General features: G+C 67.1%; 19 protein-coding genes. 8 read left to right on the top strand and 11 right to left on the bottom strand.

Annotation, left to right across the window (positions count from 1 at the left end):
* Positions 1-40: 40 nt before the first annotated feature.
* Positions 41-475 carry a DoxX family protein gene (locus AC6CHP_RS19680; protein WP_427116599.1) on the bottom strand — a complete coding sequence of 145 codons (435 nt, stop codon included), beginning with the start codon at positions 473-475 and terminating at the stop codon, positions 41-43.
* A 107-nt stretch (positions 476-582) separates the two neighbouring features.
* Here AC6CHP_RS19680 and AC6CHP_RS19675 point away from each other — a divergent pair, with 107 nt between their 5' ends.
* From AC6CHP_RS19675 to AC6CHP_RS19665, 3 genes are all read left to right on the top strand, one after another.
* On the top strand, positions 583-1,935 hold the full coding sequence (locus AC6CHP_RS19675; RefSeq protein WP_377192564.1) for an MATE family efflux transporter: 1,353 nt from the start codon (positions 583-585) through the stop codon (positions 1,933-1,935).
* 59 nt (positions 1,936-1,994) lie between these two features.
* Entirely contained in the window at positions 1,995-2,585 is a 591-nt protein-coding gene (locus AC6CHP_RS19670; RefSeq protein WP_427116596.1) for a hypothetical protein, read from the top strand.
* Positions 2,586-2,689: 104 nt separating this feature from the next.
* On the top strand, positions 2,690-3,046 hold the full coding sequence (locus tag AC6CHP_RS19665; protein ID WP_498231740.1) for a hypothetical protein: 357 nt from the start codon (positions 2,690-2,692) through the stop codon (positions 3,044-3,046).
* Here the strand turns inward: AC6CHP_RS19665 and AC6CHP_RS19660 are convergent.
* The gene (locus tag AC6CHP_RS19660; RefSeq protein WP_104186797.1) at positions 3,043-3,588 is read right to left on the bottom strand and encodes a CGNR zinc finger domain-containing protein; all 546 of its coding nucleotides are present in this window, start codon (positions 3,586-3,588) and stop codon (positions 3,043-3,045) included. The two genes, AC6CHP_RS19665 and AC6CHP_RS19660, sit on opposite strands and share 4 nt — an antisense overlap.
* A 72-nt stretch (positions 3,589-3,660) precedes the next feature.
* Between AC6CHP_RS19660 and AC6CHP_RS19655 the strand changes: the two genes are divergently transcribed.
* The gene (locus AC6CHP_RS19655) at positions 3,661-4,713 is read left to right on the top strand and encodes an EamA family transporter (protein ID WP_188728366.1); all 1,053 of its coding nucleotides are present in this window, start codon (positions 3,661-3,663) and stop codon (positions 4,711-4,713) included.
* Between the two features lie 101 nt (positions 4,714-4,814).
* On the opposite strand, the gene AC6CHP_RS19650 is transcribed toward AC6CHP_RS19655, so the two are convergent.
* A complete protein-coding gene (locus AC6CHP_RS19650; protein WP_104186801.1) occupies positions 4,815-5,078 on the bottom strand; it encodes a WXG100 family type VII secretion target in 264 nt (87 codons plus the stop codon).
* A 214-nt stretch (positions 5,079-5,292) separates the two neighbouring features.
* Between AC6CHP_RS19650 and AC6CHP_RS19645 the strand changes: the two genes are divergently transcribed.
* On the top strand, positions 5,293-5,565 hold the full coding sequence (locus AC6CHP_RS19645; RefSeq protein ID WP_174177798.1) for a DUF2277 domain-containing protein: 273 nt from the start codon (positions 5,293-5,295) through the stop codon (positions 5,563-5,565).
* Here the strand turns inward: AC6CHP_RS19645 and AC6CHP_RS19640 are convergent.
* The 6 genes from AC6CHP_RS19640 to AC6CHP_RS19615 all read right to left on the bottom strand — a co-directional run bounded on the left by AC6CHP_RS19640 (position 5,550) and on the right by AC6CHP_RS19615 (position 10,993).
* Positions 5,550-7,886 carry a heavy metal translocating P-type ATPase gene (locus AC6CHP_RS19640; protein ID WP_498231737.1) on the bottom strand — a complete coding sequence of 779 codons (2,337 nt, stop codon included), beginning with the start codon at positions 7,884-7,886 and terminating at the stop codon, positions 5,550-5,552. The genes AC6CHP_RS19645 and AC6CHP_RS19640 overlap by 16 nt on opposite strands.
* A gap of 25 nt (positions 7,887-7,911) precedes the next feature.
* The gene (locus AC6CHP_RS19635) at positions 7,912-8,151 is read right to left on the bottom strand and encodes a heavy-metal-associated domain-containing protein (protein ID WP_188728363.1); all 240 of its coding nucleotides are present in this window, start codon (positions 8,149-8,151) and stop codon (positions 7,912-7,914) included.
* Positions 8,152-8,206: 55 nt separating this feature from the next.
* Entirely contained in the window at positions 8,207-8,551 is a 345-nt protein-coding gene (locus AC6CHP_RS19630) for a metal-sensitive transcriptional regulator (protein ID WP_188728362.1), read from the bottom strand.
* Between the two features lie 244 nt (positions 8,552-8,795).
* Positions 8,796-9,314, bottom strand: coding sequence for a universal stress protein (locus AC6CHP_RS19625; RefSeq protein ID WP_104186814.1), 519 nt, complete (start codon positions 9,312-9,314; stop codon positions 8,796-8,798).
* Between the two features lie 67 nt (positions 9,315-9,381).
* Entirely contained in the window at positions 9,382-10,128 is a 747-nt protein-coding gene (locus AC6CHP_RS19620; RefSeq protein WP_188728360.1) for a class F sortase, read from the bottom strand.
* A gap of 151 nt (positions 10,129-10,279) precedes the next feature.
* Entirely contained in the window at positions 10,280-10,993 is a 714-nt protein-coding gene (locus tag AC6CHP_RS19615; RefSeq protein ID WP_498231733.1) for a hypothetical protein, read from the bottom strand.
* Between the two features lie 294 nt (positions 10,994-11,287).
* On the opposite strand from AC6CHP_RS19615, the gene AC6CHP_RS19610 reads away from it, so the two are divergent.
* The 3 genes from AC6CHP_RS19610 to AC6CHP_RS19600 all read left to right on the top strand — a co-directional run bounded on the left by AC6CHP_RS19610 (position 11,288) and on the right by AC6CHP_RS19600 (position 12,952).
* Complete coding sequence (locus AC6CHP_RS19610; protein ID WP_104187071.1) at positions 11,288-11,488, top strand: hypothetical protein; 201 nt, start codon at positions 11,288-11,290, stop codon at positions 11,486-11,488.
* Between the two features lie 62 nt (positions 11,489-11,550).
* A complete protein-coding gene (locus AC6CHP_RS19605) occupies positions 11,551-12,657 on the top strand; it encodes a WD40/YVTN/BNR-like repeat-containing protein (protein WP_188728356.1) in 1,107 nt (368 codons plus the stop codon).
* Between the two features lie 7 nt (positions 12,658-12,664).
* Positions 12,665-12,952, top strand: a complete 288-nt coding sequence (locus tag AC6CHP_RS19600; protein ID WP_188729167.1) for a MoaD/ThiS family protein — start codon at positions 12,665-12,667, stop codon at positions 12,950-12,952.
* Between the two features lie 76 nt (positions 12,953-13,028).
* Here the strand turns inward: AC6CHP_RS19600 and AC6CHP_RS19595 are convergent, their stop codons facing one another.
* Positions 13,029-13,265, bottom strand: coding sequence for a hypothetical protein (locus AC6CHP_RS19595; RefSeq protein WP_066272548.1), 237 nt, complete (start codon positions 13,263-13,265; stop codon positions 13,029-13,031).
* 194 nt (positions 13,266-13,459) lie between these two features.
* Positions 13,460-14,689: a pyridoxal phosphate-dependent aminotransferase gene (locus AC6CHP_RS19590; protein ID WP_188728354.1), complete on the bottom strand. Its 1,230-nt coding sequence runs from the start codon at positions 14,687-14,689 to the stop codon at positions 13,460-13,462.
* Positions 14,690-14,738: the final 49 nt, after the last annotated feature.

Below are 14,738 nucleotides of genomic sequence, written 5' to 3'. Positions count from 1 at the left end.
CGCCGTCGCGCGTTTCCGGACTCGAGCCGGAGGTGGTGGGTCAGGCCAGGACGGCAAGCCTTGAGTTGCTGCGGCCGAAGAGGGCGCGGTCCACTGAGGCGCGGCCGGCGCCGGTCAGGGCCAGGGCAAAAGCTCCAGCTGCGAGGAGCAGCACCAGCTCGTACCCGCCGTTGGCGGCAAAAACGCCGGCCGGGGCGTGAACCAGGAAGAGGGCGCCCAGCATGTTCAGGGCCAGCAGTGCTGCCACCACGCGGGTGAGGATGCCCAGGATCAGGGCGATGCCGCCTGCAAGTTCCAGCACAGCAACGGCCGGTGCGGCAATTTCCGCTGCCGGAACGCCCATCTTGACGAACGAGGCCTGCGTTCCCGCAATGGTCCATTCGTTGAACTTCTGCCACCCATGGGCGGCGAAAAGGAAGCCCAGGACAATCCGGAGGGTGGTGATGGCGGTGGTGGTGAGTCGTGACTGATTCATGGTTCCAGTGTCCACGGTAGATAGTTGAAGAGTCAACTATTAACGTCATAATGTGTCCCTAGTCATGCAAGTCGGCCTGCCTGCGGCCGGCCGATTAGGCTGACAGCGTGCCTTACCTGCCTGCCCCCGCCACCGCTGCGCCGCGTAAGGGGCAGGCCCGCGAAATCCTTCGGCTGGCCGTCCCGGCCTTCGGTGCGCTTGTGGCCGAACCGCTGTTCCTGCTTGCCGATTCCGCCATCATCGGTCACCTCGGAGTGGCGCAGCTGGCCGGGGTTGGACTGGCTTCGGCGGTGCTGCATACCGCTGTGGGCCTGATGGTTTTCCTGGCCTACTCCACCACTCCCGCCGTGGCCCGTGCCATCGGCGACGGCCAGCTGGGGAAAGCCCTGGCGGCCGGGCGCGACGGCGTGTGGCTGGCACTGCTGCTCGGCGTGGTCCTCGCAGTGGCCGGCTTCCTGGCGGCGGATCCGCTGGTCGGACTCCTGGGGGCGGACGGCGAGGTGCGCGCCTTCGCCGTCGATTACCTGCGCTGGTCCATGCCGGGGCTGGTGGCCATGCTGCTCATCTTTGCCGGCACGGGCCTCCTCCGCGGACTGCAGGACACCCGGACGCCGCTGGTGGTGGCCACTGCCGGCTTCGCCCTGAACATCGTGCTGAACCTGTGGCTTGTCTATGGGCTGGGATGGTCAGTAGCCGGCTCCGCGGTGGGCACCAGCGTGGCGCAATGGGCCATGGCCGGCGTCTACCTGGCCATCGTCAGGCGGAACGCGGTGCGCAACGGGGTGGGCCTGCTGCCCAGCTGGCGGGGCATCCGCAGCATGGCGCGCGTGGGATCCTGGCTGATGCTGCGCACCCTGAGCCTCAGAATCGCTATCTTGGCAACGGTGGTTGTGGTGACCTCGCAGGGCGCTGTCAACCTTGCCGCCCACCAGCTGGCAATGACCATATTTTCCTTCCTCGCCTTCGCCCTGGATGCGCTGGCCATTGCCGCCCAGGCGCTGATCGGCAAGGAGTTGGGAGCCTCGAATGCCGGCAAGGCGCGGCTCCTCACCGGAACCATGGTCCGCTGGGGGCTTGGCTTTGGCGCAGTGACGGGACTACTCCTCGCGGTAGCGGCTCCGTGGGCCGGTGCCCTCTTCACTTCCGATCCCGAGGTGAGGTCGGCGCTGGCCCTTGCCCTGTGGGTCCTCGCCGCGGGCCAGCCCCTCGCCGGGTACGTCTTCGTCCTGGACGGGGTCCTGATCGGCGCCGGGGACGCCAGGTACCTTGCCCTGGCCGGTGTGATGAATCTCGCCGCCTACGTGCCGTTGCTTGTGGCCGTTGCACTGCTGGGAGCCTCGGGCGGTGCGGGCCTGGCCTGGCTCTGGGCCGCCTTTGCCCTCGGCTACATGGCGGCCCGCGCCGTGACGCTCGGCCTGCGCGCCCGGTCGGACCGCTGGATGGTGCTCGGGTCCGCATGAGCGCCGGCCGGGATGCGTGCGAAGTTCGGCTGGCGCCGAGCCGCCACTAAACTGGACCGGTGACGCAACCAAGGACACCCGCAGGCACCACTTCCGGAACCGACGCCGGGCCCGGCCTTTGGCAGCCGGTCCTGCTCCGCTCGGCCGCAGCCCTGGTGTTCGGTGCCCTGACCATCTTTTGGGCGGCGCCCTCCATCGAGGTCATGGGATGGGCCGGAGGACTGTACCTTCTGGCCACCGGCGTGCTGCTGCTCCGCACTGTTCCCGCCGCCGGGCTGCCCCAGGGAGCCGCGCCGGGCAAGATGCTCTCGGCCGCGGGTGCGGTGATGGCAGGCGCGGGATTTGCCCTGGTGCTGATGCATGGGGACCTGCTGTTTGGCGTGGTCGCTGCCGTGGGCCTCGGCCTGGCGGGAGCGCTTGAGCTGGCCATCGGGCTGACGCTCCGCGGCCGCCACGTCCTGGCCCGCGACTGGATAACTTCCGGAATTATTGGCCTCGGCACCGCAGCCCTCCTGCCGTTCTTTATCGGGCTGGGCGCCCACGCGCTGCTGGGCGTGGCCGGCGGAGGGGCGATTATTTCGGGTGTCCTGTGGGTCCTGTCAGGCCTGACTCTCCGGCACGATGCCCGCAGCGCCGCCGGTAAGCCGTAAACTAGGAAAGCGCGGTTCTACTTCTTGTAGAAAAAATTGCCGGGCAAACCACCGCAACACTTAAACCAGGCCGGCCGGCGTGCCGCCTGCAGGGAGGAACCACCGTGGCAGACCAGCATCCAGGAAAACCGCGCAAGCTGCGGACCTCGGTGAGGGGCCCGCTGATGTTCTCCGCGTTCTGGGCCGTAATCGCTTTCCTTGCCGTTGTCATCTTCGCTTCCGGCGGCAGCGCCCGTGCCCCCCGCTTTGACCTGGCCTTCACCGCGGCCGGCATCGCATTCATCGTCACGCTGGTGGTGGCGGCAATGCTCTCCATGAGCCACAAGGAGAACGCAGAGCACCTGGGCAAGGGCTCAGGCGTGAACCTCAGTTCAGCCCGGAAGCCGTCCCATGGCTACGGCGCAGCCCCAAGCCTGCAGGACCCGCCGGCTGACGGCACGGACACCCGGGGCAGCCACTAACCGGTGGCCGCCTGCCGCGCCCGGTAGGCGGCGACGTGCGCGCGGTTGGCGCAGTTGCCCGTATCGCAGTAGCGCTTTGACCTGTTCCGGCTGAGGTCCAGGACGGCGGCATCACAATCCTCCGCCTCGCAGGTCCGCATCCGGTCCATCTCCTTGCCGCGGATGACATCCGCCAGGGCCATCGCGGCCTCCGTGCTCATCCTGTACACCAGCGGAGCCTCCGGCGTGGTGGCGTGCAAGTGCCAGTCCCAGTCGTCGTGCTTGACCAGCTGGGGCAGGGCGCGCGCCTCCCGCAAGAGGCGGTTTACCGTTTCCACCGCGGCGTCCTCATCCGCCGTCCACAGCTCGGAAAGCTCGTGGCGCAGGCGGCGGACGCTTTCCAGCTCATCCCCGTCCCGGGTGCGGGACCCGCTGAAGCCCTCGGCCGCCAGGAAGCGGTCCAGGTCCGCCTGGGTGGCAAGGCCCTCGCTCCCGTTCGCAGCTGAATTGACCAGGTTCACCACGGTCCGCAGTGCCACCTCAGTGTCAGGGGCAAAAACCATCTTGACTCCTTACAGCGCCGTCCCGTACTGTCATGACCATAACCCCATTTTACTCCTGACAGGAGGCGACCAATGTCCTCTGCACGCCGCGCGCCCGGCCGTCTGCCCGCAGCCAGGCGCGGCTTCCTCGCCTCCGGCCTGGGCATTGCACTGTTCTCCTCCGCGGTCTTCGGCCTTTCCGGGTCCTTCGCCAAGGCGCTCCTGGAATCGGGGTGGACGCCGGGGGCGGCCGTCACGGCCCGGCTCACCGGCGCAGCCCTGATCCTTGCCGTGCCCGCCATCCCCGCGCTGAGGGGCCGCTGGCATCAACTGCGGGACAACTGGGTGACCATCGGGCTGTTCGGGCTGATCGGCGTCGCAGCCTGCCAGCTCTTCTACTTCAACGCAGTTGCGAGGCTGTCGGTAGGCGTGGCGCTGCTCCTCGAATACCTTGCCCCGGTGATCATTGTGCTCTGGCTGTGGGCCGCCAGCCGGAAGCGGCCGCGACTGCTGACCTTTGGCGGGACGCTGCTGTCCCTCGCCGGCCTGGTCCTGGTCCTTGACCTGACGGGCGCCGTCAAGATCGATGTTGTTGGCGTCCTCTGGGGAATGGCTGCTGCCGTGTGCCTTGCCATCTACTTCTTCATCACCGCGAAGGAGAATGACACACTGCCGCCCATCGTGCTGGCCTCGGGCGGGCTGTTTGTCGGTGCCGCCGTGATGTGGCTTGCGGCTGCCACCGGCCTGCTGCCCATGGCATTCAACACGGCGGACACCAGGCTGGGACCCTGGATCACACCCTGGTGGGTGCCGCTGGCGGGGCTGGTGGTCCTGGCAACCGTGCTGGCCTACGTCTCCGGCATCATGGCCGCACGGGCGCTGGGCTCCAAGGTGGCGTCCTTCGTGTCGCTGACCGAGGTCCTCTTCGCCGTCGTGTGGGCGTGGCTGCTGCTCGGTGAACTGCCGGGGGCCATCCAGCTCCTCGGCGGCGTCCTGATCGTGGGCGGCGTGGTACTGGTCCGGCTCGATGAGCTGCGGGGGCTGGCCGCCGGCCGCGCAGCGGGCGGGGAGGAGCCTCGCGGCCAGGAACTGCCCAGGGCGGCGTCGCCGCTGGAACACGCGAACGACGTCGAACCCGTCCCTTAGCCGTTGCGGCACCAGGCCGGGCCGGCCCTTAAACGCGGCGGGGCCCGGACACCCGTGGGGTGTCCGGGCCCGCCTGACGGACCTTGCGCAGTGCGCAGGGACTAGTTGGAGGCCTGCTCCTGCTGTTCGGCGTTGCGCTTGGCCTTGGTGCCGGCTTCCCTAAGCGCGTCGGCCACCTTGGTCAGCATGGTGGTGTGGGTACCGGACCATTCGTCGCGGAACTTGTCCGCGTCCGGTCCCTTCCAGTTGGTGCTCTGCAGAAGGCTGTTGAGATTGGACTTCTGGTTGTCGATCTCGGTTGCACCTGCCTGAAGCTTGCTGCCCAGCTGACGAAGCTGCTGAACGTCTGCACCCCAAATAGCCATCAGTTTCTCCTCATAGAATCGTGGATCCGAACCAGGTCGGCATCCCCCTCGGCCCCCCGGCTCATCCGGAAGATCCATTGCCTAAAACCTACCCCGGCCCCTGAGGCAGCGTCGATGGGCAGCCCTGCCCATGCCGGGCTCCTCATGGCCGGTGCGTGTGCAAACCGTTCCGAGGGGGGTCGATCCCAGGCGTTCCAGAGCCTAGCATGGCTGTATGTGCCGGAATATCCGAACCCTCCACAACTTCGAACCGCACGCCACCTCGGAGGAAGTGCACGCCGCCGCACTGCAGTACGTGCGAAAGATCAGCGGCAGCACCAAGCCGTCCAAGGCCAACCAGGAAGCCTTCGATGAGGCCGTCCACGAGATCGCCCACATCACCCAGCACCTTTTGGACGCCCTTGTTTCGCAAGCGCCGCCCAAGGACCGGGAGGCAGAGGCAGCCAAGGCCCGGGCGCGGGCGGCCGTTCGCTACGGCGCCGCCTGAGCGCGGAAGCTGCGTGGCGTGCCATAGCCGGCCGGCGGCTGCTTTCCGAAGCTTCGCAGCCGCAGGGAGTTGGCCACCACCAGGACCGAGCTGGCGGCCATGGCGGCCCCGGCGATCATCGGGTTGAGCAGGCCCAGGGCAGCGACCGGGATTCCCACGGCGTTGTAGAAGAATGCCCAGAAGAGGTTGGTCTTGATGGTGGCCAGGGTCCTGCGGGAGAGTTCGATGGCCTGCGCCACCTGGGCAAGGTTGTTGCCCATCACCGTCAGGTCCGCGGCTTCGATGGCCACGTCCGTGCCGGAACCCATCGCAATACCCAGGTCAGCCTGGGCCAGTGCGGCTGCGTCATTCACGCCGTCTCCGGCCATGGCCACGGTGGCGCCGCCGGCCTGGAGCTTGCGCACCGCCTCCACTTTCCCTTCGGGCAGGACTCCCGCGTAGACGTCGTCCTTGTCTATGCCGACGGCGGCCGCCACCTGGGCGGCAACGGCCGCGTTGTCACCGGTGAGCAGGATGGGGCGCAGGCCCAGCCGCTTCAGGTGTGCGATGGCGGCGGCGGAGCCTTCCTTGAGGGTGTCCCGAAGGCTGATGATGCCGGCAACGAGACCGTCCACGGCCACCCAGATGGCGGTGGCGCCGGAGGCTTCCGCAGCTGCCAGTGAAGCCTGCTGCTCCTGCGGGATGGTGATGTTGTTCTGCTCCAGCCAGCCTGTCCGGCCTGCCAGGACCACCCGGCCCTCAACGGTTCCGGTAACGCCGCCGCCGGGCGCGGAACGGAAGCCTTCCACGGCAGGGAGGGCGCCGTCGTCGTCCGCTGTGCGCAGCCCCCTGGTATCCGCACGTGCCGCGGCAGCGATGGCCCTGGCCACCGGGTGCTCCGACGCTGCCTCCACGGCGCCCGCCAGGCGCAGCACCTCGCGTTCCCCGAAGTTCCCGAAGGCAAGCGTCGCGTCCACGGCAAGGACGCCGGTGGTCACGGTCCCGGTCTTGTCCAGCAAAATGGTGTCAACGGTGCGGGTGTCCTCCAGAACCTGCGGCCCTTTGATGAGGATGCCCAGCTGGGCGCCGCGCCCCGTTCCCGTCAGCAGGCCAACCGGGGTGGCGAGGCCCAGCGCGCACGGGCAGGCAATCACCAGGACGGCGACGGCGGCGGTGAACGCCGAGCGGAGGTCGTCGCTGCCCACGTCCGGTCCCGTGAAGAGGAGCCAGAGGACGAACGTGAGCGCGGCAATGGCCAGGACCACCGGAACAAAGACTGAACTGATGCGGTCAGCGAGGCGGGCAATGGGTGCCTTGCCGGTCTGCGCCTGCGATACGAGCCGTGCCATCTGGGCGAGGGTCGTCTCGGAGCCAACGCGGGTTGCACGCACCAGCAGGCGGCCCGAGGTGTTGATGGTGGCGCCCGTGACCCGGCTTCCCGGGCCTACCTCCACGGGCACCGATTCGCCGGTCACCAGTGAGGCGTCCACGGCCGAGTCCCCGTCCGTCACCACGCCGTCGGTGGCGATCTTTTCACCGGGGCGGACCACCAGGACATCATCCACCTGAAGGCGGTCGGCCCGGATGCGCTGTTCCTTGCCGTCACGGAGGACGGTGGCATCCTTGGCGCCCAGGTTCAGCAGTGCATGCAGGGCATCGCCGGCCTTTTGCTTGGCATTGGCCTCAAGGAAGCGGCCCAGGAGCAGGAACGTGGTGACGACGGCTGCCACCTCAAAGTAGAGGCCGCCGGTTTCCATGCCTTCCATCCCCGGATGTTCAGTCAAGCGGGGATCTGCGAGCAGCTGCCAGGCGGAGAACAGGTACGCCGCCGTCACGCCGATGGACACCAGCGTGTCCATGGTGGATGCAAAGTGGCGGGCGTTAATGGCCGCGGCCCGGTGGAATGGCCAGGCTGCCCAGGTCACCACCGGCAAGGCCAGCAGGGCTGCCACCCAGCCCCAGTGCGGGAACTGGGCTCCCGGCACCATCGAGATGACGAAGACAGGGACAGTCAGAACCGCTGCAAGGATCAGGCGGGGGCGGAGCTTCGCTGCGGGGAGGTCCCCGGTTTCGCTGGCCGGGCTTTGGTCCTGTTTGAGTGGCTGGCGGATGGTTGCCTTGTACCCCGCGGCCTCCACTGTTGCCGTGATCTGCTCGTCAGTGATGCCTGCCGGCACCGTGACGTGGGCTGATTCCAGGGGTAGGTTGACCGAGGCCTGCACGCCGTCGAGCTTGCCAAGTTTCTTCTCCACCCGGTTGACGCAGGAGGCGCAGGTCATGCCCTCGATGTCGAGTTCCACCACCCGGGTAGCGGGCTGGTGGAGGAGTTCCTGGTTGCTCATGGGGTCCCCTGTTTCAGTGGCGTTCTTAGGCTTCGTTGGCGACGACGAGGTAGCCGGCCTCGGCGACCGCTTCCCCGATCTCTGAAGGGGACAGCTCCGAGCTGGAGGTGATGGTCACTGTGGAGATGCCTCCGGCGTTCAGTTCCACGGTTACCTCTTCGACGCCGGCCAGCGCTTCGAGTTCTTCGCTGACTGCCGAAACGCAGTGGCCACAGGTCATTCCCGAGACGCTGACCCGTGTGGTGGTGGGGGAGGTGGTGCTCATGGCTGCTCCTTCAGGTTTGCCGGCGGTAACCGGCGCTTGTTGGGTAGGTTTTTCGTCAGCGGAGCAGCCGGCCGATGGCGTCGGCGGCTTCCTTAACCTTGGCGTCGATTGCGTCGGCGCGGGCTGCCGGGTCGGGTTCGGAGGCGGCCCCCACCACGCAGTGGCCGATGTGCTCTTCCACCAGGCCAAGGCTGACGGCGTGCAGGGCCTTGGTGACGGCCGCGACCTGCGTGAGGATGTCGATGCAGTACTTGTCCTCATCCACCATGCGCGCGATCCCGCGGACCTGGCCCTCGATGCGCTTTAGCCGGCGGAGGTAAGCCTCTTTATTGCCCGTATAGCCGTGCGGCGGCTGCAGGTCCGTGGCGTGCCCGCTGACTGCTTCTTCAATTCCGCTCATGGTCCCACCCTATACCCCCTTGGGGTATACCAGCAAGTACCCCCAGGGGGTATGGGCCGCCCTGGGCGGCCTCGAGGCCGGGGCACAAAAAAGCTCCGGAGTGCGTTATTGGGGGATACGCACTCCGGAGCAGCTTTTGGGCAATATCCGGGTTCCATCGCGCTGGAACCCGTCTTGCTTGATTCAGCATACTGGCTGGTAGTCCGGTCCGCCAGCACCCCGAATAACTACTTTCGCTTTAGTTTCACGGCCGGTCGTCATGGGCAGGCATCCGGTAGGGAACTATGAGGACAGGCCTGCTTTGGTGGTGCGTGAGCCAGGCACCCACGGACCCGCTGAGGGCTTCCGCCAGGCGATGGGAGAAGCCGCGCTCAGAGGTTCCCACGATGATCATCGGCGCGTCGCTTTCGGCTGCGAGCCGGGCGAGTGCGCGGGCAGGATCCCCGGCGAGGGTCTGCAGGGTCCATTCCGCCGCTGCGGTACCGGGCGGGACGCCTGCCACCGCCGCTTCTATGGCCGACTTAAGCTCCAGTGCCACGGCTCCGATGTTGGCGTCGTCCGTGTCGGGGTGCAGGGAAAGCCGGTGGGCGGGCCGCGCAGGGTCCCAGTCCACCAGGAAGCTGGCCTCATCCACATAGGCGCAGAGCAACCGCGTCCCCAGGCGGGCGGCGAGTGAGACGGCGGTCTGCAGGACTTCCGCGTGCTGTCCGGGTGCGATGCCCACCACCAGGGGCGGGTTACTGCTCATCTGTTCCGGGCTCATAGCTTATTTTCAGCCTCCTTGAATGCTCTTGGATAGGGCGTGTGGAGAGCGTGTGCCTTTCGGGCCGTCAGGGAACGGCGGGCGAGGCTGTGACAACCACGTTTTTCCCCCATGGGTCCTCCGTGTAGCAGCTGATCAGGACCAGGCGGTTGGGCACGATCTCCCAAATGGGGCTGTCCTTGAGGGTGGCCTTGAGGTACGTGGTGACGGTGTCCACCTGGTAAGGGATGGTGCCGGTTGCGGTGTCCACCTCGAACCGGTCACCCACTGTTGCCGCTGAACTCAGGTGATTAAAAGGTGCCTCCGCGCCGTCCCAGCTGTGGCCGATGACGTAGGTGGTGTTGGCTGAGCCGTGGCCGGGGGTGCCGAAGGGCGCCAGCCAGTAGCCGTCCTTGGTTTCGGGCGGCACAACGGTCTGGTTTGCCTGGGCGTCGCTATCCAGGTCCAGGCGGTGGACGGGGACGTCGAAGCCGGCGGATGGGTAGCGTATGCGGCGGGGCTCTGCGGCTTCGGGCAGCAGGGGGGCCGCAGCGGGACTGGCGGAGGAGTCGAAAGGCGCGGCGGTTCCTTCCGCTGTACCCGTAACCGCGATAGGCGCCGGGTCTGTGGCCGGGACGCCTGCGGCGGCTGGCTGGACAACCACCAGCGAACCCTCCGTGCTGACATCCGGGGCCGTGTGCGTCAGGAGTGGTGCGCCAAAGGTGATGGACAGGAACGCCAGGATGCCGCACAGGAGAATGGTCAGGTCCCCACGGTTCCAGCGCCGCGGTGCGCGCTTCGCGCCCGCTGCGTGCCGGCTGTGGACCTTGGCCATGGTGCTCCTCGATATTTACGAAGGGATTAGACGAAAGGAGGGAAGACGCCCCGCCGGGCACTGGCGGGACGCCTTCCCTGTCAAGGGCCGCAGCCCAGTCCGTGTTGACCAAGCCACGAGCCAGGGCTGCGGCGGTGCTGCCCCTGCTGTATCAGCCGGCCGGGGTGAACGGGCGGGACCGGCGGCGGAGAGCCACTGCCGCTCCTGCTGCCGCCAACGCTCCCAGCCCGGCCAGCCATGACGGGGTGCTGTCAGAACCACCGACGGCGGTCTGGGCGTTGTACCCCTGATTGGTACCGAGACTGGTGGCCCCGGTTACAGCGGTTGGCTGCTGGACGGCTGCCCGCTGAGCAGGCGCAATGGGCGCGGCTGCCTGCGGGGCCACACCGGGCGCTGCTGCCGGCGGAACCACCGCGGACTGCTCGGCAGCAGGTGTCAGCGCGGGTGTCTCCCCGGCGGGCGTCTGAACAACAGGCGTTTCCACCACCGGCGTTTCCACCACAGGTGTTTCCACTACCGGCGTCTCCACCACCGGTTCCTCCACCACCGGGTCCTCCTCAGCCGGCTCCTCCTCGTCCGGCACCTCCGGCAGTGTTTCGCCCGGCGGCAACGCCGCGCACTTGTCGACGTAGAGAAGTTTTCCGGCGTCGGTCCAGTTCTTGCCGGGCGACTCGGAGGTGGGCGGAATGATGTCCAGCGGGTGCTGGTCGTGGCCGTTCAGGCCGTTGATGTTGAATTCCAGCGGCGCCCAGCTGCCTCCGTCGTTGTGGCAGACGATGACTCTTTCAGGCGCTGCCATGGCCGGTGCCGTCACGCTGAGCAGCCCCAGCCCGACGACCCCCACAGTCACAAAGGTACGTTTCATTGTTTTCTCCCCAGGTTCTTTTGGTGAAACGGACCATGATGAGGAGGCCAGCACTTGCGCCGAATGCCCCAGCAACACGGTCAGCTTGCTTGAGTTTTCAGGCTAGGGGTGGCGGCCGGAGGCAGTCCTGAGTAGGGGGTACTCGTCTTTTCCGGCGGCCCGTCCATGCGGTTACTTGCGGGTACCCGCATCACCGGCGGACTCCCTGCACTGGCTACCTGCCTGCCACAGGTGTGTCTTGTCCGCGCATCCGCCCGGGCCTAACGTTGGAACATACGAAAGGTGCATAAAGTCATGGAAATCTACATGTGGTGGCTGGACCTGGACCTGGCAAGCAAGGAATGGCTGCGGGAAAACCTTCGGGCCGATGAGCTGCCCCTTCCGGTGCTCCAGGGGATTGCGGAAGCGGGCGGCCCGCATCCGGACAATCCGGCGGCCGTCCTGACCCCGGCGGACTGGGACTTTATCGAAACCCAGTCGGAGTTCGTGGACTAGCCCTCCGCACGCCCGGCAGAGAGGCAAAATAACCATTGCGGGCTGCTGTGCGCGGTGGTTGCATGGTGGGCATGGCAACCGCAGAGAGTTTTGTCTTAGCGATCGGGACCAAAAAGGGCCTCTGGCTGGCCACCAGCAAGGACAGGCAACAGTGGTCTTTCACCGGCCCGCATTTCCTGATGAGCGAGATCCCCAGCATTGGCATAGACACCCGGGAAGGCCGGACCAGGATCATGGTGGGCGTCCGCAGCGAGCATTGGGGTCCCACCGTTGCACACTCCGATGACCTGGGCGCCACCTGGTCCGAGCCCGAGCAGGGCGCCGTCAGGTTTCCGGAGGACACGGGTGCCGCGCTGGAGCGCATCTGGCAGATCTATCCGGACGCCGAAGCGCGGCCGGGCGTCGTCTGGGCAGGAGCGGAGCCCATCTCCGTCTGGAAATCCACCGACGGCGGTGAACACTTTGAACTGAACCGCGGGTTGTGGGACCACCCCCACCGCAGCGAGTGGGGCGCGGGCTACGGCGGTGCCGCCGCGCACTCCATCGTGGTCCATCCGGCCGGGGACACGGTCCACGTGGCCATGAGCACGGGAGGCGTCTACCGGTCGCTCGACGGCGGCACGTCCTGGGAGCCGCGCAACCGCGGCATTTCGGCCTACTTCATGCCCGATCCCAACCCGGAGTTCGGGCAGTGCGTGCACAAGATCGCAGCGGATGCCGCCGTCGACGGCCGCCTCTATGCCCAGAACCACCACGGCGTCTACCGCACGGATGACAACGCGGACAGCTGGGACTCCATCGCGGAGGGGCTGCCGGCGGATTTCGGCTTTGTAATGCTCACCCATCCCCGCCGGGAGGGGACAGCGTGGGTCATCCCCCTGAAAGCGGACGGCGAACGCATTCCGCCGGACGGCGAACTGGCCGTCCACCGCACGGACGACGCCGGATCCACCTGGCAAAGGCTCAGCAACGGCCTGCCCACCGGGGAGTACAACAGCGTCCTGCGCGATGCTGCCTCCGTGGACACAGCGGAGCCGGCCGGGGTCTATTTTGGGACGCGCGGCGGCTCGGTCTACGCGAGTGCGGACGAAGGCGGGACGTTCCAGGAGGTTGTGTCCCATCTTCCGGATGTGCTCTGTGTCCGGGCAGCCGTGATTGCCGGTGCCTGACAGCAGCTTGCGGGAAATCAGGGTGGTGCTTCCCAGCGTCCTGCAGCCGCTGGCCGGCGGGCAGTCCGTCCTGACTGCGCCCGCCGACGGGCCGGTTACGGTGGAAGAACTCCTCGATGCGGTGACCTCGGACTTCGCAGTGCTGGCCCGGCGGCTCCGTGACGAGACCGGCGCGCTGCGGCGCTTCGTGAATGTGTACGTCGGCGGGGACGAGGTGCGGCGCTTGCAGGGCCTGGAAACCGAGGTGGCTCCTGGCCAGGAGGTGCTGGTCATCCAGTCGGTTGCCGGAGGCTGAACGGCCCTGGTGTCGAAGATTCCGGTGCGGCGGGCAGCCCTTGCTGGCTACACCCGGGCCGCGGATCCCGACAATTTCAGGCGAGCCGCCAAACGCTGCATTCGTCCGTATTGATGGCTTTGCGCAGGCCGGTGAGCCGGTCCAGGATCCAGACCACGCCGATGCCCGGCGCGGTTTCCTGGACACTTCCGCGGCGGATCACAACGTCGTCGTAGGAAGGGCCCACGGAGAGGCGGGCTTCAATCTCGTCGCCGCGATGGAGCTGGTCCAGGGCGCGGACTCGGGTCACATGTGGTGTCGCTTTCTGCTTCATGGCGGGGCCTCCTGGCTGGGGCTGGTGCCGGCTCTTGCCTGCAGAATCCAGTGTGCCCAGGCAATGTTGCGCCCGCGTTTCCCCGCGGTTAGGCGCGGGTTAGTTCTTCGCGCCGGAGCTGTTTCCCGGACAGCGGTTCCCGGGCACCGCAGCAGGACTGGGCAAGGCCCGACGGCGGCCGCGGCCTTGTGGGGCTAGGGCAGTTCCACGCTGGCGCGGTATGCCGCCAGGAAGGTGGAGATGCGGTGCACAGCCTCCCGGATGTCCAGGACGGACGGAAGGATCACAAACCGGAAGTGGTCCGGCGTCGGCCAGTTGAACGCGGAACCATGCGAAACGAGGATCTTCTGGTCCTTCAGCAGGTCCAGGACAAACTGCTCGTCGCTGCTGATGGGGTAGAGCTCCGGATCGAGGCGGGGGAACAGGTACATGGCTCCCGCCGCGGGAACACACGTCACGCCCGGTATCTCGGTCAGGAGCTGGTAGGCGAGATCGCGCTGTTCACGGAGCCTGCCCCCGGGCCGCACCAGGGCGTCGATGCTCTGGTAGCCGCCAAGGCAGGTCTGGATGGCATGCTGGGCCGGGACGTTGGGGCATAGCCGCAGGGAGGCCAGCAGCTCCAGTCCTTCGCGGTACGCGGCGGTTGCGGCAAGTGGTCCGGTGATGGCAACCCAGCCTGCCCGGTAGCCGGGCATGCGGTAGGCCTTGGACAGTCCGCTGAACGTCAGGCAGCAGACGTCCTCGGCTACGGCCGCAGTGTGGATATGCTGGGCCTCCTCATAAAGCACCTTCTCGTAGATCTCGTCCGAGAACAGGACCAGGTGGTGTTTCCGGGCCAAAGCCGCGAACTGCTCCAGGATGTGCCGCGGGTAGACGGCGCCCGTGGGGTTGTTGGGGTTGATGATCACAATCCCCTTGGTGCGGCTGGTGATCTTTGCCTCGACGTCGGCCATGTCCGGCCACCAGTTCTCCCCTTCGTCGCAGAGGTAGTGCACCGGCTTGCCCCCTGTCAGCGTGACCGCGGCAGTCCACAGCGGGTAATCCGGTGCCGGGACCAGGATCTCGTCGCCGTTTTCCATAAACGCCTGCAGGCACATCGATATGAGCTCGCTGACGCCGTTGCCGACGAAGATGTCCTCCACCCCGATCTGCATCAGGCCGCGCGTCTGGTAGTACTGCGAGATGGCGGTCCGTGCGGAGAAGATTCCCTTCGAGTCGCTGTATCCCTGGGCGCCCCTCAGGTGGTGGATCATGTCCACCACCACGGACTCCGGCGTTTCCAGGCCGAACGGCGCCGTGTCCCCAAGGTTCATCTTGAGGATCCGGTGCCCTTCCGCCTCCATGGCCTTGGCGGCCTGGAGGATGGGTCCGCGGAGTTCGTAGCGGACGTTCTGGAGCTTGCTGGAGTGCTGCATGGGGCGCATGGTTGATTTTTTCACACCCGGGCGCCGACGACGTGCCGGCTACGGTCGG

This window comes from Pseudarthrobacter sp. GQ63 (genome assembly GCF_059758765.1).
Note: the sequence above shows the minus strand (reverse complement) of the source record. Positions and strands in the feature narration are given on the sequence as shown.